This is a genomic window from Paenibacillus lautus (assembly GCF_050482385.1).
GTDB lineage: Bacteria > Bacillota > Bacilli > Paenibacillales > Paenibacillaceae > Paenibacillus_AQ > Paenibacillus_AQ lautus_B.
This window is the reverse complement of sequence record NZ_JBCNHV010000016.1, coordinates 195,340-213,956: the sequence shown is the minus strand read 5'-3', so window position 1 is coordinate 213,956 and position 18,617 is coordinate 195,340. Positions and strand designations below refer to the sequence as shown.

Genomic DNA, 18,617 nt, shown 5'->3' with positions numbered 1-18,617 from the left:
CCTCCTTAGATCTCTTGTTTTGAAGCGTGAATGCTTCCTGCAAAATAGAAAACCGCTGCCAGAAGAAGGGAAGCAATCAGTAAACCAACAGGCAGCATGCCGGATAGATATGAACCTGAAGTGGAGCTGTACACATAGGTAACTGGACTTAGATCCATGTAGTAGGACCAAATCAACAGGTGACGAATACCGGATGGAAACAGACCGGATGTCGTTCCGATAAAGCCGCCCAGCATGCCCAAACATAAGGAGAAAGCCTGATTCCGTACCGTAAGGGACAACCATTGCTGTAGAGCGATGATGACGAACGTCGTTAACATCGTTCCGAGGGTAAATTGGACGAGCAGGGAAAGCGGTAAACTCCCGCCAATGCCTTTGGATTTGCCGAATCCCACGATGAAAACAACCTGCGCCATAATACCGTAGAGGATCAGGCTGTTCGCACATATGTATTTTGCAGCGTAGACATGATTCCGACCAATATTGGTTGTCATTAACATTTTCCACGTGTTTCCCTTATGCTCCATATCACAAATGCGGGAAACCACAATAGCTGAAATAATAGGAAGAAACAGACCGTTCATGGAAGAGATGCTGAAGATCAAGGCTTCCCAACTCGCATTTGCAGCGCTCCTTGAGATGGAAATACTCATGGACATGGAGGCCCAGACCATCTCAGCAGCAAGAAACAGCGTAAGCATGATCCAGATCCGTTTGCGGCGAATTTTGAAATACTCCAGTGACAGAGCGTTCATTACAGGCTCCGCTCCCTTCCGGTCAAATCAAGGAAAATATCTTCCAAGCTCTTTTTATGCTCCTCAATCCGGATGACGGGAAGATCTTGTTCCACCAGCGCCCGATTTATACGTGAAACTTCCTCGTCCGGGAGATGTTCAAACACAAGCTGTTTCCCCTGGATTTTGGGTGAATAGCCTTGGGTTAGCAGAATCTTCTCCGCTCTTGTCGGGTCCGTTGTCTTGAAACGAATGGTGGCTTTGTTGCTGGTTTGGAGGTTCTGCATCGTCCCCTGAAAAAGCAGCTTACCGTCATTGATAATGCCTACGGATGTAGCAATCTGCTCTATCTCCGACAATAGATGGCTCGACAACACCACGGTAATCCCATATTCTCCGGGGAGGGATTTGATTAATTCACGGATTTCGCCGATACCCGCAGGATCAAGGCCGTTCGTTGGCTCATCCAGAATCAGCAGGCTGGGAAAGGCGAGCAAAGCCATGGCAATGCCTAGCCGTTGTTTCATACCCAAAGAGTATTGGTCTGCCTTCTTATGCTTATGGTTTTCGAGTCTTACAATTCGGAGTACCTCGTCAATATTCTTGCTCGGGACGTTGCGGAGGCGCTGCATGACCTTCAAATTCTCAAGTCCTGTCAGATGGCCGTAATATGAAGGAGATTCGATCAGGGAACCTGTCTGGTTCAGAATGGACGGGCGATGATTGTCCAAGTCTTTGCCAAACACTTTGACCTTGCCTTCGGTAGGCTTAATGAGCCCGAGCAGCATCTTAAGCGTGGTTGTTTTGCCAGCTCCATTCGGGCCCAGGAAGCCGAAGATTTGTCCGGGTTGCACTGTTAGATTCACCTGGTTTACACGGAGTGTACCACTGTAAGTTTTGGACAGGTTATGGGTCTCAACGATGGGGGGCGACGTAATTAACATTGATTTCAACTCCATTTCATAAAGGTCTCTGTTGCTCACTATAGAACAGGATCCTTGCGTTCCGCTGAAGTTAACCTTACATTTACCTTAAATAGATTAGGAAAATATCGGCTGCATGCATTCGTCATGTATACTAAATTGGGTGATGTGAATTGGACTTGATAAAGAATAAAAAAATACTGATTGTTGACGACGAGCCTGAAATACGGGAGATGATTGAACGTTTCCTACGAAGGGAAGGCTTCTTCCGGATCTATACTGCCGGAAATTTCTCGAATGCTCTGTCGGTATGCAGATCGGAGAAGCCAGATGCGGCCATATTGGATATCATGCTGCCGGATGGAGACGGCTTTTCGCTGCTTTCATCCATCCGGTCGTTCACGGACATGCCTGTACTGTTTCTGTCTGCGCGAGGTGAAGATGAAGATCGGCTGCTCGGGCTAGGCTTGGGTGCTGATGATTATATGGTCAAGCCCTTTTTGCCCAGAGAGCTTATTCTCCGACTGATGGCTATTTTGAAGCGGGTATATGCCTCCAACATCGTAGAACGGTTACCTGTATTTCGGTTGGGTGCTCTAACGGTAGATTTGGATAGCGCTGTCGTACTAAGGGGGCACAAAGAATTCTCGTTGACTGCCAAGGAGCACTCCATACTGATGAAGCTGTATGAGAATCAGGGCCGGATCGTAACCAGTGACGCTTTATGCCAAGCCGTATGGGGTGATGAGATTTATGGTTATGAGAACACTTTGATGGTGCATGTTCGACGCATTCGGGAGAAAATTGAGGAAGATCCATCAAATCCGGTGTATTTGTTAACCGTTCGTGGACTCGGGTATAAACTCATGACACAGGAGTCCCGATAATGGATGGCGTTATCCGGATATTAAGGCGGTTTGTCGGTTCGACGATTCTGGTTTCCTTTCTTCTGTTACTGTTCAATTTGGTATTACTCGGTTCATTGATTTTCCAGGAAAATCACAAAGGGTCTTCACCTGAAGCAATTGTGCAGAAATTGGCCAACGAATTGGTTCTGCAACAGGGAAACTATGTGCTTGGCCATGAGGGGATTCAGCTGCTGGATACGCACCAAACTTGGGCCATGTTGATGGATCGGGATGGGCAGGTACAGTGGAGCGAACGACTGCCTGAGGACATTCCAAGGTCCTATGATGTAACGGACGTAGCCAAGTTCTCCCGCTACTATCTGATGGAATACCCCGTATATGTATGGGAACGAGAAGATGGATTGCTGGTATTGGGATATCCCAAAAACACCTATGGAAAATATCAAATCGACTTCTTGGTCGAGTGGCTAAGGTCCCTACCTGTACGAATTTTGTTGTTACTGTTGTGCAATGTAGCTCTTGCACTGCTGGTTTCCGTGCTAATTGGAACGCGGGTCATCCGGGGAATAAGGCCGTTGATTCATGGCATCCATGCTCTTTCCAAGGAAGAACCGGTCCAGGTGGATACCGGGGGGATATTCAATGATGTGTCCCAAAGCATCAATTCGACCTCTCAGATGCTCCAAGAGAAGAATGATGCACTCAAAGCGAGGGACGTTGCGAGATCGAACTGGATCGCAGGCATCTCCCATGATATCCGGACACCGCTGTCCATGATCCTGGGTTATGCGAGTGAGTTGGAGGACCAGCCGGAACTGTCTGCTGAGCATAAACAGCAGGCTGCAATCATCCGTCGCCAGGGGGAACGCTTGCGATCTTTAGTGAGTGATCTGAATTTGGTATCGATGTTGGAATACGATATGCAGCCATTACAGTTGAAGTCGATCCGTCTCTCTGCGTTGGCCAGACAGGTCGTATCCGACTTTTTGAACAACGGCCTCGATGAGAGCTATGACATTTCTCTTCATGTGATGGACGAGAGTCTGATCGTGAGCGGGGATGAACGTCTATTGTATCGGGCGATAACGAACCTGGTACAGAACAGTATCAGGCATAATCCGGAGGGATGTAAAATTGAATTGAAAACGGGTCCGGCAGACGGGGTGTTTTATAGCTTTGTGGTATCGGACAACGGAAAAGGCATCCCGAAAGAAGAACTAAAGGGCGTGATTTTACTTCCCTATACTTCTGGACGAACACGCCCGAACCGACAAGGACATGGATTGGGACTACCCATGGTGGAGAGGATTGCCAAGGCTCATCAGGGAGAACTGATTCTGGAGAGTGATCGAGGGGAAGGACTTACAGCTGTTGTAAAACTGCCTGCTTCTAAGGTTGGAGAGTAAGTCTTGTATCTAATTTCTAACATATTCGTTAAAAAGCCGCGAATAGCGCGTATATAGACGAACGGATCGGATGATTATTAAATGTGTTGAGCATCGTTTAATCAAACGATGAAACTCTAGGGCGCTTTCGAATTAACAAGTTAAATAACGTAAGTGAATGAAGAAAGCAGCATGAGAGATTGACCCTCGTGCTGCTCTTCTCGATCTAAGAGCCCTTCTTCTTAACGACAGGGATCCAAACTTCCATTTCATACATACTGTTGCCTCTATCGTAAGTCATTTCAAACTCAGGACCATTTGCTGGTTCGTAATTGCAGGTTGGAAACCACTCTGCCCAAATGCGCTTCCATAAATCATGAATACCGCTTTGCCCGTCGGGGTAGAGGCCAGTTGAGAATATCGCGTAGGTTTGAGGTGGGATCGGGAGTCTTTCAAACCCTTCTGGTATGCCACTCTGGGGCATAAAGTAACCGATCATGTAGGAAAATTCCCCACCTTGCTTGTTGTAAAGTATCCCATGAATTTGACCATTTTCCCCCAAACCCGCAGCTGTACGGATTCGATCAACGGTACCGTCGGCTATACACGTAGTCCAAAAAGCAGGTATATCAATAAAAGGATGATCGTCATCGCTATTAACAACTGTTGTTACACCGAACATCTCAAAAGCCTGTTTTTCTTCCATTCTGTAATTCATCTCAACATCTCCTCGAATCGAAATATGAAAGGATAACCGAGGATAGGCCTTCAGGGTAACACCTTTGTCGCGCGCTGACATTGGCATCACACCGTGCATTTTTTTAAACGCTCTAGAAAATGCCTCAGGCGATTCGTAACCATACTTTAAAGCGATGTCGATGACCTTTGTACCGCTCTGCTGCAGTTCAAATGCGGCAAGGGTCAGTCGCCGGCGCCTAATATACTCTGAAAGCGACACATTTGTTATGAACGGAAACATTCGTTGAAAATGGTATGTTGAGCAGCAGGCAATTCTGGCCACGATATCGTAATCAATCGTATCAGACAGGTGTGTTTCTACATATTCCATTGCGTTGTTCATACGATCCAGCCAATCCATACAGACCATCCTTTCAAGATTGAGTATAGGGGATGGTAACCAATGTAACCTAGCAATCCATGCACCGAAATATCATGTTCGAGATGATATGAATAAATCCTTTTTTGTTGATTGTTGATTCAACGATTATTTGCCCAAGTACAGTTTTCATGGGATCTCATTAGATACAAGGGAATTTGCATTCAAGCATTGAATTTATTCATCAGCTATGGGATTCTTATCTCCAAGGGGAATTCTCTAAATGAATCATGGTGTAAGGTTTTTGAAGATGGAAAGGAGAGCAAACATGAAAATAATCATAGTTGGGGCAAGCGGTACAATTGGACAAGCAGTCGCCAAAGAACTAGGACAACATCATGAAATTATTCGTGCTGGAAGAAACGGAACAGACGTAATAGTTGATATTACATCGGTTGATAGCATCAAAAACATGTATGAGCAAGTTGGGAAAGTGGATGCAGTCATTAGTGCAACGGGCGGCGCTCATTTTGCTTCTATTACAGAATTAACGCCAGAGCTAAACGAAATAGGGATTGAAAGTAAACTTAAAGGGCAAATCAATTTAGTCCTTTTGGGGATGGACTACATTAATGACAGCGGAAGCTTTACTTTAACAACGGGTATCATGATGGATGATCCCATTCCTCAAGGTGCATCAGCAGCCATGGCCAATGGTGGTGTTAAAGCGTTCGTTAAGTCAGCCTCGATTGAAATGCCTAGGGGAATCCGTATAAATAGTGTTAGCCCGAATGTCTTGCAAGAATCACTTGGAAAATACGGCGAATTTTTTCCAGGCTTTGAAGCAGTTCCTGCTAGTCGCGTAGCCCTTGCTTTCAAAAAAAGCGTAGAAGGAGCTCAAACCGGACAAAATTATGAAGTTTATTAATTAAATCTCTTGATGTGGATTATTTGTCGGAGGATAAGTACATACAAGCATTGAAAGTCGCGGAAATCGCGGCTTTTTTTGTTTTAACGATATCGAATAATCTTGGAAGACTAGGACTTCATGTTTTAAGCCCTAACCAGTTACTGCCGAACGGCCCAAAAGTCCCTCTTGCTGGGCCCACAAAAAAATGAAAGTTTGGGCTGTTTTGTATTACCAACCGAAGCACCCCTTTCGGACGAAATCCGACAAAACTTTATAGACGAAAAGAATCATTTTTTCGGGAAGTTTGATGAAATGGGTGTACGCTGGGTGTTGGATATAATACGATCAGACAAAGTGTTTTTGTTCATGAACACGAATGAAATCAAATCATACAGATAAATGGAGGGAAACACTGTGAAATTATTAGGGACGATTATGATTATAATGGTAAGCATCTTCTTGCTCGGAATGGGTTGTGCGGATCAGGAAAAGGAAGTGGAAACGACACTTGGACAATCCGAGCAAAACGGCGACGATATACGCATACCGCACAATGAGCGGCTTCATTTATCCACCGACAAGAAATGGATCGAGGAAGAAGGGCATCAGTCCGATCTGATTCGATTGCAATGGACGGCGGAAAGGGCCAAGCCGGCAATCGTCTGGGTTGACGAGAATGGCAAGGACAAGACGGCAATCATTTCCCATGACAAGGCAAACAATCCGGAGCAGCGCGATCATAAGCATATCTCGTTCGAGACGACCATGTCGCCGAACGGCCAATATCCCAACCAGTTGTTTACCCGGTTTGAAATTCCGTTTGACACCGACGTAAGCGAGATCCGTACGCATTCGTCCAATTTCAATGTCATGAGTGGTATCTTGCGGGTCGCCGGCGAAAGCGGGACGAACCGGGATATCCAGTTAAGTGCAGCCGGCAAGGATAATGAGACGACACCGAGATGGGCCGTACGTGCCGACAGTTTAGAGGAATCGGGTGACAATGCGGGAGCCAACCTGCAGTTCGTCCGTTATGGAGATGACGGTAAAGTGCTCGATTCCCCGCTCACCGTGCAGCGCAGTGACGGCAATATCGGAATTGGCACAAATGAACCCGACACCAAGCTCGATGTAAACGGGGATATGCTACGTCTTCGCGAAAAGTATACGCCCGCTTCGTCCAGTGCTGCATGCAGCCAAGGACAGATTTCTTGGGACGACCAATATGTATATGTTTGCGTTGCCCAAAACAATTGGAAAAGGACCGAACTATCCACCTGGTAGTTTCTACGCCGCCGATCTGTATCAAGATCAGCGGCTTTTTTTGTTATAAGCTTTGTTCTAATGCCGCTGATATCTTCGACTAGGGTCTGGGTTTAGGTCCAATTCAGTCTTAGGAAGGATTTGGAGTAAATGAGCCTAAGGTACAATGAAATGTATGAATTTACATTGGATCTTCCGCAATTCACTTCAAGTTTTAAGCAGAAAGGTGTCCTAAGACCATGAGAAAATTGAAAAAAATACATTAAGAATTATCGGGGTAACACTAACAGCGCTACTCATAACAGCCCTGATTTTTCCTACATGGACATCGTCCATCAAAGGCGAAAATAGTATTAGCATATTAGAACAAGTAGAGATCAATGGAAGCAAGCAAGAACTGATGATACGCGGCAATGACAAGAACAATCCCGTCATTTTATTTGTGCACGGAGGACCTGGCGCCCCGGAAATTCCATATGCTGCAGCATATCAAGACTTGCTGGAAACCCGGTTTACGGTTGTTCATTACGACCAAAGGGCCAGCGGGAAATCCTATCATTTTTTTGAGGATTACGCTGATCTTTCATCGGAATTGCTGGTAAATGACTTATTGGCTATTACGGATCACGTTTCGGAACGTCTTGGCAAAGAAAAGGTAATCCTCATGGGACATTCATATGGCACATATATTGCTGCACAGGCGGCCCAAAAGGCACCCGAAAAATACGAGGCTTACGTGGGGATTGGTCAGATGGGGGATACCGTAACAAGCGAGATGGACAGCTTGACCTACTTAATCAGCCAAGCTCAACAGGCCGGCCACGCGGAAGACGTCTTATATCTGCAAGGACTAACCGATAAAATCCAAAAGGGCGAAATGTTCACTCCACGAAATTATGTCATTCAATATGGCGGAGCTTCAAGACTTATGGACAGTCCCGACGGCAATAGCCTTGGGATGCTGTTAAGCAGCGAGTATAACTTAATGGACGTCATTCGATATAACGTTGGGATATCTTTCTCTCAAAGGGTTTTGTTGCAGGAAGTTATAGAACATCCGCTGCCAACGCTTGTAACGAAACTTGAAATACCGTGCTACTTTATCATGGGCGACTATGACTATATGACGTCCTCCCATGCCGCAAAAGAATTTTTCGATAAGCTTGATGCCGATCAGAAGGAGTTTATTGCGTTTGATCAATCTGCGCATTATCCGCAATTTGAAGAGAAGGAAAAGTTTTTTGAATGGGTGTCCGAGACATTTCTTTAGCATGCATTCCGGAAGTACCAGTATTAGGAAATTCACCTATATAGGCAATGGCAATATAATGTAGTATTTCTTTTAAGTAAAGGAGAGCTACCATGTACAAACTCACTTTAACTGCGGCTAAGAAGTTATTGGAAACTGCTGAACACCAGGCTCGGCAAATGGGTCTAAATTCAGACGTAGCGATCGTCGATGAAGGGGGGAACCTCATTGCCTTTCATCGGATGGATCATGCCAGAATAGCAGGCATCGATATTGCCATTGGCAAAGCATGGACCAGCGTAGCGATGCAAATGCCGACGGCGAATTTAGCGCAATCTGCGCTTCCAGGCGGAGCTACATTTGGTATTAACACGACGAATCAGGGAAGAGTCGTTATACTTGGCGGTGGAATTCCGCTCGTTCACGAAGACAGGGTTGTTGGCGGCATTGGTGTAAGTGGAGGAACGAGCGCTCAGGATATCGATGTAGCCAATGCTGCAGTACAGGCGTTTGAAAATATGAGATATCAAGAAAATCAATATTTAAACGCACGGATTGGCAGTGTAAAACAATCGTTTACTTATTAACGGCTCTCTTGCGTCGATGGTAAGGGAAGGCCGCTTCTATGCAAGAAGCGGTCTGTCTTCATCCTGTTTGTGAGTGTATATGGAACTTATGTCACGATTATTGGAATGGGTAATGTCGAAAAGTTAGCGTTGTGCCACTTTAAAAACCGCGATAATCGTGGTTTTTTTAGTTTTCACAATAATAGAAATTAACTTACATATACTTATTGTTTATTTTATAATACTTATATATACTTATATTTAGAATATGAATCCTTAAGTAAGGAGGGGTAGGATATGTTCCAAGAGGAACGATTAGTAAAAATCCTGGATTACTTAAAACAACATCAAACGATGAGTGTTGGAGAGATATGCTCGTTCTTTCAAGTGTCGCGGGATACCGCACGCAGGGATATTGTCAGATTAGTTCAAGAAGGAGTGGTCATTCGAACCCACGGAGGGGTCGCCTTGCCTGAACTGCAAAAGGAACTTACTTCTTATCAGGAACGACTTATTGATGAGCCTACGAGCAAGAACGTTATCGGCGAGCATGGTGCTAAACTGATTCGGGACCATGAGACTGTATTCTTGGACGTATCTACGACCGTGCAATTTGTTGCGGAACATATTCAAGCGAAACAGATAACAGCGGTTACGCACTCCATCGATAATGTAGGGATACTCTCCAAGCGAGAAGATCTGAGCATCTATGTGCTCGGCGGTTACCTGCATACCCAGAACCGATTATTATACGGTCCTTCCGTCATCGATAAAATCAGTGAAATCCGTGCCGATAAAGCGTTCATCGGTGCGACGTCAATCCGGCCTGACGGACTTTATTATCCATATGAAGAAGATGTCCGGGTGAAGAGAGAAATGGCCCGGCGCTCGGATCAGGTCATACTCGTTGCAGACCATACCAAATTCGCGGTGAAATCAAGGTTCAAGTTAGACTTTGATCACGTCGATATTGTTGTAACCGATCAATCGATTCCCGTTGAAATACAAGAAATATTAGACCGTAAAAATATTACGCTTATAGAATGTCGAACCCAAAACCAACAAGATGGAGTTGAGTCGAAATGAACAACCAAATTATTCAACATGTCAAAGTCCACCTGCCTCATCAAATGCTTCCTTCTGCAACGGTATGGATTTCCAACGGAAAGTTGAAGAGAATTGAACCGACGCAAGAACTTGAAAAAATAGAACTTGAAAAAATCGAAGGTGATGCTGAACTAATTGATGGCAAAGGAATGTGGCTCATACCAGGGATGATAGATGTTCATATTCATGGAGCCAATGGATATGACATGATGGACGGAACCGAGGACAGCATTCAAGAGGTATCACGCGCTTGTGCTGCAACCGGATGCACTTCGTTTCTGGCGACTTCCGTGAGTTCGACGATAGAGGATCTGCTCAATATGATTCGCAGCGTAAAATCTGTAATCGGACGAGAACAAGGGGCAAAGATTGCCGGCATTCACTTGGAGGGCCCCTATTTGAATCCGAAGCGTAAAGGGATGCAAAACGAGAAATATCTTCGCCACCCCAATCTGGAAGAAATAAAGTTAATTTTTCAAGAAGCGGGTTCGCTCATTAAAATGGTAACGATCGCACCAGAATTGCCTGGTGGTTTGGAACTGATATCCTTTCTAAAAGAACAGGATGTTGTGGTTGCCGTAGCTCATTCCGATGCCACATACGAGGAAGCGAAGCTGGCTTTCACAGCCGGTGCGAGTCATGTAACCCATTGTTTTAACGGCATGAGACCGATTCACCATCGAGACCCCGGACTGATTGTAGCCGCATTTGAAGAACCGCATGTCAGCCTGCAAGCGATAGTCGATCAAGTCCATCTTCATCCAGCCATTGTCCGATTAATGCACCGTCTCAAAGGGCCTGAAGGCATGGTGCTGATTACGGATGCACTTCAGGCGATGGGATTAGGGGATGGTAATTATATGTTTGGTGGTCATCACGTCACCGTATCTGAGGGGATTGCAAGGCTTGCGGATGGCACTTTAGCATCGAGTACCGTGACTATGAATGAAGCGTTACGTCTGACCGTAGCTAACGGAATTTCAATGGAGGATGCCGTGCACATGGCTTCAACAACGCCGGCCCGTATTCTGGGTTTATCTCACAAAGGAAAAATCGAGGTAGGTTACGATGCGGATCTCGTCCTGATGGACGAAAGGTATCAAGTGCACTGGACGATGATTGAGGGTAAACTCTATTGTTAAAATAGAAGTAATCACAAACGACTGGTGTAAAGTTGACTAAACCTATTCGTTGCCTATATCCGATACATGGCCAATGTTATCATTACCCCATATCAGGTGCGCAACTGATGTGTATAACAATTGTTGATGTAAAGGAGATACGAACATGAGTAAAGACAGTATAATTAAGTCCATGCTTTCGGATCAAGTAAGTATGACACCCAATGGATTTGTTGCGGATCAATTAAGCCCGGATGAATTTGCAGATTGCTACGAATTGTTTTTTAACAAGATTTTAGAAATTAGTACATCGGATATAGCCAGAGTAGAGGGTTACGGTGAGTTTAATGAGGATTGTAAAACGGAGTATAGTACCTGCAGGCAATTTTTAATCGACACATTTGCAGAAGATAAAGAAGGATATTGGTTTAATTGGAAGGAACTCTATGATACAACGATTTTAGATCGTGACTTTGTCGAAAAATACTTGATGGAAATGGACGCCAGAATTGATTATTGTGAAGGAAAACGTTATTTGGTAAATAATAACACGTTTTTTGAAATAATGATCACAGATGGAAAAACGACGGTCGGTTTCCCAGACTGGAGCAGATCCGGTATATGCGATTTCTTTTTAGATTTTGCCATTATGGACTTAAATAAGCCTTACTTACACATACCTGAAATGTTATTCGAGTATTGCAAAAAAAGGAACATTGTCATACCGGATTTTAAAGAAAGATTTTTATGTATGGCTTATTATAAGGGAATCGATGTTTTGCGGTGGCATGCATCGATCGACGATATAGAATCTTGCAATTCTATTATGAAGTCTATTGGTCAACTGAAGGATCGAATATACGCCTTATAAAGGGTGATCCTATGAAATATGAAAATGCCAGCGATATCATACCTGAGAAGTTATTGAAAGAAATTCAGAAATACGCTGCAGGAAAACTTCTTTATATTCCTACTGGAGAGGAAAAAAGGGGTTGGGGTGAGAAGTCGGGTTACCGAAATCAATTACAGAGGCGTAACATTATGATTCGCAACAAGTATGCCAATGGGGTAACGGTTTCGGAACTGGCGGACGAGTACTTTTTATCTTTGGATTCCATTAAGAAAATCATTTATTCGAAGAAAGATGACCGACAATTCACTTATGCTCCAACTGTACGATCTGCTGTGCAGTATGCGAATATCGGAATGCTCGAAGAATGGATTTATTGTTATATGCTCCACACCCGAAATGCAGCTCCTAGTTTACATGATTTTATGAGAAAAGAGTGTTTGTATTTCGGTGTCATTAAGTTTCCCTTGCGTCTCATCGAACTTAATGGAATCGTGCCTGGGAATGACTGTACCGATGAAGCAGACGCAGCTGCTCTTCCACCGCTTCTTATTCAGTATAAAGAAGGCAAATTTTATTGCATCGAACAGAAGGAAGTATTTGCTGCATTAAAACAACGCAAAGTAAATGCTTATCCAACCATAATTGTATTGAAGGAAACAACGGATTATAAAAGGTTTATGAGACACTATGAAAATGTTCTGTTTTATATTAATCAAGCATGATTTTGCTAAATGAATTTTACTGAACTAACAGAAAATGATAATGCAAACAGATTAAAAACCTCTCATTAGATAAACCCTATTTTAATAGGTCTAATGGGAGGTTTTGTTATGAATTTATGTGAATTGCGAAAAAAAACGTCTTGACAATATAGGGTAGGGGGCTATACTATATTTTCGACAAGTCATCGGAAAATCTTGGCTTCATTTAATCGCATGATGTAGACGGCCGTCGCGATTTTAAGTGATTTCATCATCACCGGTGATTTAATTTGAAGGAGGTTGAATAGTATGTCTATGCAGGCAAAAGGTCTTTCACAACCTGATCCGAGACGATGGATAGCTCTTGCATTATTATGCCTTGCGAATTTTATGGTCATTATGGATACATCTATTATCGGTGTTGCACTTCCGGCAATCAAAGAAGCACTTGGATATTCACAGGAAAGCTTACAATGGGTGTTTAATGCCTATGTTATTTTCTTCGGTGGTCTGTTGCTGCTCGGAGGAAGGTTATCCGATCTATTTGGACAGAGACGTATGTTCATGTGGGGTTTTTTCATTCTTACCTTGGCATCCCTGCTTGCAGGTCTTGCATGGAATGAAACGGCTTTAAATGTCGGCCGTGCTTTACAGGGATTCGGCTCCGCATTAATAGCACCTTCGGCTCTAACTATTGTCATGATGTTGTTTAGTGGGAGTCCTAAAGAATTAGGCAAAGCACTTGGATTCTGGGGAGCATCGGCTGCTGCGGGAGGATCTGCTGGCGTATTTCTAGGAGGTGTTATTACCGAGTGGCTAAGCTGGGAATGGACATTTTTAATTAACGTTCCAGTCGGAATCCTAGCCTTAATCTTATCTCCTGGAATTTTGACAAAAGGAACACGAGGTAAAGGCAGCATTGATATCGTGGGTTCTGTCTTTGTTACAGCAGCATTGGTTCTGATTGTTTACGGAATTGTAACTGCAGAACATAATGGATGGGGCGCTCCAGCGACAGTGTGGACTCTGATTTCGGGTGCAGTGTTATTTATCCTCTTCCTTATTGTTCAAACCGTGAAGAAGGAACCGCTGGTACCTCTTGAAATTTTTAAAGCTCCAAACCTGGCTGCAGGGAATTTAGCGCTTATTCTGTTATCCGGCGGGTGGATACCACTTTGGTATTTTCTTAATTTATACATGCAGCAAATTCTTAAATTCTCAGCTTTTGCCGGAGGGATAGCTTTGCTTCCAATGACTCTCCTGATCGCTATCTTCATGATTGTGATAACAGGCAAGTTAATCGCAAAGTTCGGTATAAAAGCAAATATTATAATTGGATTAATTGCATTAGGTGGTTCGATGATTATGTTCTCCAATAATACGCCAGTCGACGGCAACTTCCTGGTGAACGTGCTGCCGGCATCGTTATTAGGGGCTCTCGGAATGTCTCTTGCCTATATTCCTTCCATGATGGCAGCAATGTCCGGGGCAAAACCGGAGGAAGCAGGGCTAGCGTCAGGACTGGCCAATACGAGCTATCAGATTGGTTCAGCAATCAGCCTTGCGATCATGGTGGCGATTGCTGCTACAACAACCGCTTCTTATGCTGGAAATGACCCTGTGGGAGCGTTGAATAGTGGGTTTCAAGCCGCGTTCTTCTGGTCCGGCATTGTTGCTTTTGCAGGTGCGGTATTAGCGCTGTTATTCATTCGTTCACCCAAACGAGCCGATTCCAATATATCCAAAACAATGTAACTACTTCAATGAAATCTTTTCGTGAACAGGGTAGTATCTCCTCAACTTTATAGGGCGGGAGGGTATTTATTATAAAAAGCTAATGCTTAAAGTTATGGCCAGACCAGCATATCAGTCAAAGTTAAAGAAAGAAGAAACTTCCAATATACAGATAGTGTACATTAGAGCAGAGTTTTAACTCTGCTCTTTTTTTGCATTTAAGAACAGCGAAGTGTCTCATCCGGTTCACAAAACTCCGTATCGGAAAACTGGACGATCTTAAACGAGCTATTCGTCTTAAAATGCAGCGATTTCCTCATTTCCGCCAACACCCCTTATTCATTTAACAATCCGCCCGGATCTTTATATGAACCAGAACAGCGATTATGCCTCTAGCAAACAAGGGGAACACGGGAAGAAGCATTTGGCTCAATAATGATCATGGCTATTGCTGTCAATCGCCAGTTGCCGGATGAGAAGAAGTCACCATTGTGGTATCAGAAAGTCATATGGATAGTGGTTGACCAGAATCATTGATTATAGAATGGGGGTGTAAGGGTTTACATGACATGATAAGAAGGGGCTGGAACATGAGGGGTTCGTCTCATTTAAGGAAGAGGCTGAAGAAGTATAAGTGGCTGCTGCTAATGACATTGCCGGGGATCGTCTACTTGTTCATCAACAACTATGTCCCGATGTACGGCGTAATTCTAGCATTTAAAAATTATAATTATGTCGATGGCATATGGGGGAGTGCGTGGGCCGGTTTCGATAACTTTAAATTCTTGTTCAACTCACAGGATGCGTACATTATTACTCGGAATACCTTCCTGTACAATTTCGTTTTTATTGTGTTGAACCTGGTTTTAGCTGTTCTGGTAGCGCTGCTGATCAATGAAATTAAGGATAAAGCGATCAGCCGATTCTATCAAAGCACATTCCTGCTGCCGCATATCATCTCGATGGTCGTGGTCGCGTATCTGGTCTACAGCTTTTTGAATGTGGACAGTGGCCTTGTGAACAGGTTATTGATCAATTGGTTTGGTTCGGAGGCGGTGTCTTGGTATGGAGAACCCAAGTATTGGCCTTACATCCTGGTCATCGTAAATGCATGGAAGAACGTAGGTTATCTATCCATCATCTATTTCGCTTCCATAATCGGAATAGACAAAGAATACTATGAAGCTGCCACGATTGATGGTGCAACCAAGTGGAAACAGATGACCCGGATCACCATCCCGCTCATTTTGCCTGTTATCACCACCATGACCCTGCTTGCGGTCAGCGGCATTCTTCGGTCGGATTTCGGATTATTCTATCAGGTTCCTATGAACACAGGCGCTCTGATCCCGACAACGAATACCATCGATACCTTTGTCTATCGTGCCATGATTCAATCGGGGGATATCGGCATGTCGACAGCAGCTGGATTCTATCAATCCGTCGTTTGTTTAGTGCTCATCCTAGTAGCAAATACGGCAGTAAGACGCATTAATAAACGTGACGCTTTATTTTAACAGAGGGGGGAGAGATAGAAATGGTGAAAGAATGGAGCCCTAAAAAATGGATCGGCGCATCTTCGATTCACCTGTTTTTCTGGGCATTTACAGTCGCTTCGTTAATTCCGTTCATTCTGGTCTTTATGGTGTCGATATCCAGTGAGGATTCCATCCTACAGAACGGATACTCATTGTTTCCCAGTCAAATCAGCTTTGCGGCCTATCAATTTTTATTCCATGATTTTTCGGAAATAGCGAAAGCTTATGGAGTTACGATCTTGACCACGCTGGTTGGAACCGTCGTAAGCCTTTTGATAACAGCGCTTTTTGCTTATCCGTTATCCAGACCCGAGCTGCCGTTTCGCCGCACCATTTCCTTTTACATTTTTTTCACCATGCTGTTTGGCGGAGGAATGGTACCTTGGTATATCACTTATGTGAATATGTTTGATCTGAAAAATACGATTTTTGCCATGATCATCCCCAACTTGCTGTTAAGCGCCTTCAATGTGCTGCTCATGCGGAGCTTTTTCGCCTCGACCATACCCGAATCCGTGGTTGAATCCGCGACGATTGACGGTGCAAGCGAACTGAAGATTTTCTTTAAAATCGTCGTTCCGCTTTCTTTGCCGATTATGGCCACGATTGGACTGTTTAACACGTTATCCTACTGGAATGACTGGTACAACTGCATGCTGTTTATCGATAAACCCGAGCTGTATAACATCCAGTATCTGATGACAAAGACGCTCACGAATATTCAGTATCTTCTTATGAAGTCGAACAGTTCGGCCCAAGTTGGGGACCTGCTCGCCAAGATGCCGAGGGAAACCGTCCGCATGGCACTTGCGATCGTCGGCATTGCCCCCTTGATGTTCGCCTATCCGTTCTTCCAGAAGTATTACATTAGCGGAATTACAACCGGTGCCGTAAAAGGTTAGCAGCCCATGCGATCGTTCATTAGAGGAGGTGGGGCAGGCAGGTGGTTTGCAATCTATTTCATGCCTTATATTAAAGTTAATTGTTGAGAGGAGAACTCAGGGATATGAAAAAAGCGCATCATCTGGTGCTTATGATCATGCTTTGCGGAATGCTGGCATTAACAGGCTGCAGTAAGGGGGGAACCGAAAATCCTTCGGATACCGGCGGCAAACAAACCCAAACGGAACCCTATAAAATAACGCTCGTATATCCGGCAACCGCTCCTAAAGACTTGCAGCTTGTTCAGGAGGAAATGAGCAAATATCTGACGGAAAAGATCAATGCAACCATCGAGCTCAAGCCTATTGAATGGGCTTCTTGGGATGATAAGACCAACTTAATGAAAATTTCGAATGAGCCTTTTGATTTGATGTTCACAGCCAGCTGGTTCTCATACGCGAAAGATGTCGCCAAAGGGCAGTATTTGGACCTCGACGAATTAATGGCCCAATACGGCAAAGATATTCCGGGCATTCTCGGAGAGGATTTTATTAAAGGATCCAGAATTGGCGGTAAGCTGTACGCGCTCCCGACCAAGAAAGAATTCGGACAGGGATTTGGATTCCTTCTCGACAAGAAGCTTGTGGATAAATACAAGTTCGATATTAATGGCGTCAAGACCCTGGAAGATATGGAAGCGATGTTCCAAACGATTAAAGACAATGAACCTGGCGTGATTCCAATTGTTTCAAGCAAATTCACAAATATTTGGGATGCAGCCAATTATGATAGCATCGTTGCCAATCTTTCGATTCCGCGGGGAAGTAAAGAGTTGAAAGCCGTGGATACCCTGGAGGATCCAAAATTCATCGATTTCTACAAACGTATGCATCAGTGGAATCAGAACGGTTGGTTTGATAAGGATATCCTGACATCAGACGCGGATCAAGGCATGAATATGATTAAGGCGGGCAAAGCCTTTGCAGTTGCCCAATCCTTAAAGCCAGGGAAAGACAAGGAAATGAGCATAACATCGGGTGTAGAAGTTGTGCAGGTAGAGACGGCGGAGCCGTTTACGACGACAGGAGACGCGCAGGGCGCGATGCTCGGAATTTCGCGTACCTCTAAGGATCCTGCAAGAGCCATGATGTTCCTTAATCTGCTGTACAGTGATCCGAAACTGCTCAATATGCTGTACTGGGGGATCGAAGGTAAACATTATGTGAAGAAATCTGATAACGTGATCGATTACCCTGAAGGTGTGAATGCGGACACGCAAGGCTATCCGAATCCGGGAGGCTGGATGTTCGGGAACCAGTTCAATTCTTATTTATGGGTAAATGAAGATCCGAATAAATGGGAAGAGTTCAAGAAGTTTAATGAACGAGCGGAGCATTCGATTGCGCTTGGATTTGCCTTTAATCAAGAACCGGTTAAATCGGAGATGGCATCCATAGCGAATGTCGAGAAAGAGTTCGGGGCCACTTTAAAATCGGGAGCCGTTGATCCGGAGAAGATTATTGCTAAATGGAAAGAAAAACGGAAATCTGCCGGCTTTGACAAGGTTAAAGCTGAGGTTGAAAAGCAGTTGGCGGCGTGGGCAGAAACTCAGAAATAACGAAGATAAGGGAATAGGGGGATTCCGTACCAGGACTATCGTTGTATGTCCTAGAAGGGATTTCCTTTTTTCCTGTATGTGACTATACTCAGAGTGTAGATGGACTG

17 protein-coding genes are annotated in these 18,617 nt (G+C 44.3%); 14 read left to right on the top strand and 3 right to left on the bottom strand.

The window, feature by feature from the left end; translation table 11 throughout:
• Positions 1-5 precede the first annotated feature (5 nt).
• Both ABEW73_RS21200 and ABEW73_RS21195 read right to left on the bottom strand, forming a co-directional pair.
• On the bottom strand, positions 6-755 hold the full coding sequence (locus tag ABEW73_RS21200) for an ABC transporter permease (RefSeq protein ID WP_430167755.1): 750 nt from the start codon (positions 753-755) through the stop codon (positions 6-8).
• A complete protein-coding gene (locus ABEW73_RS21195) occupies positions 755-1,678 on the bottom strand; it encodes an ABC transporter ATP-binding protein (protein ID WP_430167757.1) in 924 nt (307 codons plus the stop codon). The genes ABEW73_RS21200 and ABEW73_RS21195 overlap by 1 nt, the downstream gene beginning before the upstream one ends.
• A gap of 152 nt (positions 1,679-1,830) precedes the next feature.
• On the opposite strand from ABEW73_RS21195, the gene ABEW73_RS21190 reads away from it, so the two are divergent.
• Positions 1,831-2,544, top strand: coding sequence for a response regulator transcription factor (locus ABEW73_RS21190; RefSeq protein ID WP_430167759.1), 714 nt, complete (start codon positions 1,831-1,833; stop codon positions 2,542-2,544).
• A complete protein-coding gene (locus ABEW73_RS21185) occupies positions 2,544-3,932 on the top strand; it encodes a sensor histidine kinase (protein WP_430167762.1) in 1,389 nt (462 codons plus the stop codon). Before ABEW73_RS21190 ends, ABEW73_RS21185 begins: the two co-directional genes overlap by 1 nt.
• Before the next feature lie 205 nt (positions 3,933-4,137).
• Here ABEW73_RS21185 and ABEW73_RS21180 read toward each other — a convergent pair whose 3' ends face one another.
• Positions 4,138-5,010 carry an AraC family transcriptional regulator gene (locus ABEW73_RS21180; protein ID WP_430167765.1) on the bottom strand — a complete coding sequence of 291 codons (873 nt, stop codon included), beginning with the start codon at positions 5,008-5,010 and terminating at the stop codon, positions 4,138-4,140.
• Positions 5,011-5,296: 286 nt separating this feature from the next.
• Between ABEW73_RS21180 and ABEW73_RS21175 the strand changes: the two genes are divergently transcribed.
• From ABEW73_RS21175 to ABEW73_RS21120, 12 genes are all read left to right on the top strand, one after another.
• Positions 5,297-5,896 (top strand): short chain dehydrogenase, encoded by a 600-nt coding sequence (locus ABEW73_RS21175; protein WP_430168231.1) that lies wholly within the window; start codon positions 5,297-5,299, stop codon positions 5,894-5,896.
• 396 nt (positions 5,897-6,292) lie between these two features.
• Complete coding sequence (locus ABEW73_RS21170; protein ID WP_430167768.1) at positions 6,293-7,162, top strand: hypothetical protein; 870 nt, start codon at positions 6,293-6,295, stop codon at positions 7,160-7,162.
• Positions 7,163-7,388: 226 nt separating this feature from the next.
• Positions 7,389-8,411, top strand: a complete 1,023-nt coding sequence (locus ABEW73_RS21165) for an alpha/beta fold hydrolase (protein WP_430168234.1) — start codon at positions 7,389-7,391, stop codon at positions 8,409-8,411.
• Between the two features lie 92 nt (positions 8,412-8,503).
• Entirely contained in the window at positions 8,504-8,977 is a 474-nt protein-coding gene (locus ABEW73_RS21160; RefSeq protein WP_430167770.1) for a GlcG/HbpS family heme-binding protein, read from the top strand.
• 276 nt (positions 8,978-9,253) lie between these two features.
• Positions 9,254-10,042 carry a DeoR/GlpR family DNA-binding transcription regulator gene (locus ABEW73_RS21155; protein WP_430167772.1) on the top strand — a complete coding sequence of 263 codons (789 nt, stop codon included), beginning with the start codon at positions 9,254-9,256 and terminating at the stop codon, positions 10,040-10,042.
• Positions 10,039-11,205, top strand: a complete 1,167-nt coding sequence (nagA, locus tag ABEW73_RS21150) for an N-acetylglucosamine-6-phosphate deacetylase (RefSeq protein WP_430167775.1) — start codon at positions 10,039-10,041, stop codon at positions 11,203-11,205. The genes ABEW73_RS21155 and nagA overlap by 4 nt, the downstream gene beginning before the upstream one ends.
• Before the next feature lie 145 nt (positions 11,206-11,350).
• The gene (locus ABEW73_RS21145) at positions 11,351-12,055 is read left to right on the top strand and encodes a hypothetical protein (RefSeq protein WP_430167777.1); all 705 of its coding nucleotides are present in this window, start codon (positions 11,351-11,353) and stop codon (positions 12,053-12,055) included.
• Positions 12,056-12,066: 11 nt separating this feature from the next.
• Positions 12,067-12,759 carry a CD3324 family protein gene (locus tag ABEW73_RS21140; RefSeq protein ID WP_430167780.1) on the top strand — a complete coding sequence of 231 codons (693 nt, stop codon included), beginning with the start codon at positions 12,067-12,069 and terminating at the stop codon, positions 12,757-12,759.
• Positions 12,760-13,047: 288 nt separating this feature from the next.
• Entirely contained in the window at positions 13,048-14,493 is a 1,446-nt protein-coding gene (locus ABEW73_RS21135) for an MFS transporter (RefSeq protein WP_430167783.1), read from the top strand.
• Between the two features lie 569 nt (positions 14,494-15,062).
• The gene (locus tag ABEW73_RS21130; RefSeq protein ID WP_076321666.1) at positions 15,063-15,989 is read left to right on the top strand and encodes an ABC transporter permease; all 927 of its coding nucleotides are present in this window, start codon (positions 15,063-15,065) and stop codon (positions 15,987-15,989) included.
• 20 nt (positions 15,990-16,009) lie between these two features.
• A complete protein-coding gene (locus ABEW73_RS21125) occupies positions 16,010-16,912 on the top strand; it encodes a carbohydrate ABC transporter permease (protein ID WP_430167786.1) in 903 nt (300 codons plus the stop codon).
• Between the two features lie 104 nt (positions 16,913-17,016).
• Positions 17,017-18,510 (top strand): ABC transporter substrate-binding protein, encoded by a 1,494-nt coding sequence (locus tag ABEW73_RS21120; protein ID WP_430167788.1) that lies wholly within the window; start codon positions 17,017-17,019, stop codon positions 18,508-18,510.
• The last annotated feature ends 107 nt before the right edge of the window (positions 18,511-18,617 follow it).

What these genes read in the sequence shown, in the direction of transcription:
- ABEW73_RS21200 (WP_430167755.1), bottom strand. Translation starts at nt 755, where the DNA reads ATGAACGCTCTGTCACTGGAGTATTTCAAAATTCGCCGCAAACGGATC.
- ABEW73_RS21195 (WP_430167757.1), bottom strand. Translation starts at nt 1,678, where the DNA reads ATGTTAATTACGTCGCCCCCCATCGTTGAGACCCATAACCTGTCCAAA.
- ABEW73_RS21185 (WP_430167762.1), top strand. Translation starts at nt 2,544, where the DNA reads ATGGATGGCGTTATCCGGATATTAAGGCGGTTTGTCGGTTCGACGATT.
- ABEW73_RS21180 (WP_430167765.1), bottom strand. Translation starts at nt 5,010, where the DNA reads ATGGATTGGCTGGATCGTATGAACAACGCAATGGAATATGTAGAAACA.
- ABEW73_RS21175 (WP_430168231.1), top strand. Translation starts at nt 5,297, where the DNA reads ATGAAAATAATCATAGTTGGGGCAAGCGGTACAATTGGACAAGCAGTC.
- ABEW73_RS21160 (WP_430167770.1), top strand. Translation starts at nt 8,504, where the DNA reads ATGTACAAACTCACTTTAACTGCGGCTAAGAAGTTATTGGAAACTGCT.
- ABEW73_RS21155 (WP_430167772.1), top strand. Translation starts at nt 9,254, where the DNA reads ATGTTCCAAGAGGAACGATTAGTAAAAATCCTGGATTACTTAAAACAA.
- nagA (WP_430167775.1), top strand. Translation starts at nt 10,039, where the DNA reads ATGAACAACCAAATTATTCAACATGTCAAAGTCCACCTGCCTCATCAA.
- ABEW73_RS21145 (WP_430167777.1), top strand. Translation starts at nt 11,351, where the DNA reads ATGAGTAAAGACAGTATAATTAAGTCCATGCTTTCGGATCAAGTAAGT.
- ABEW73_RS21140 (WP_430167780.1), top strand. Translation starts at nt 12,067, where the DNA reads ATGAAATATGAAAATGCCAGCGATATCATACCTGAGAAGTTATTGAAA.
- ABEW73_RS21135 (WP_430167783.1), top strand. Translation starts at nt 13,048, where the DNA reads ATGTCTATGCAGGCAAAAGGTCTTTCACAACCTGATCCGAGACGATGG.
- ABEW73_RS21130 (WP_076321666.1), top strand. Translation starts at nt 15,063, where the DNA reads ATGAGGGGTTCGTCTCATTTAAGGAAGAGGCTGAAGAAGTATAAGTGG.
- ABEW73_RS21125 (WP_430167786.1), top strand. Translation starts at nt 16,010, where the DNA reads ATGGTGAAAGAATGGAGCCCTAAAAAATGGATCGGCGCATCTTCGATT.
- ABEW73_RS21120 (WP_430167788.1), top strand. Translation starts at nt 17,017, where the DNA reads ATGAAAAAAGCGCATCATCTGGTGCTTATGATCATGCTTTGCGGAATG.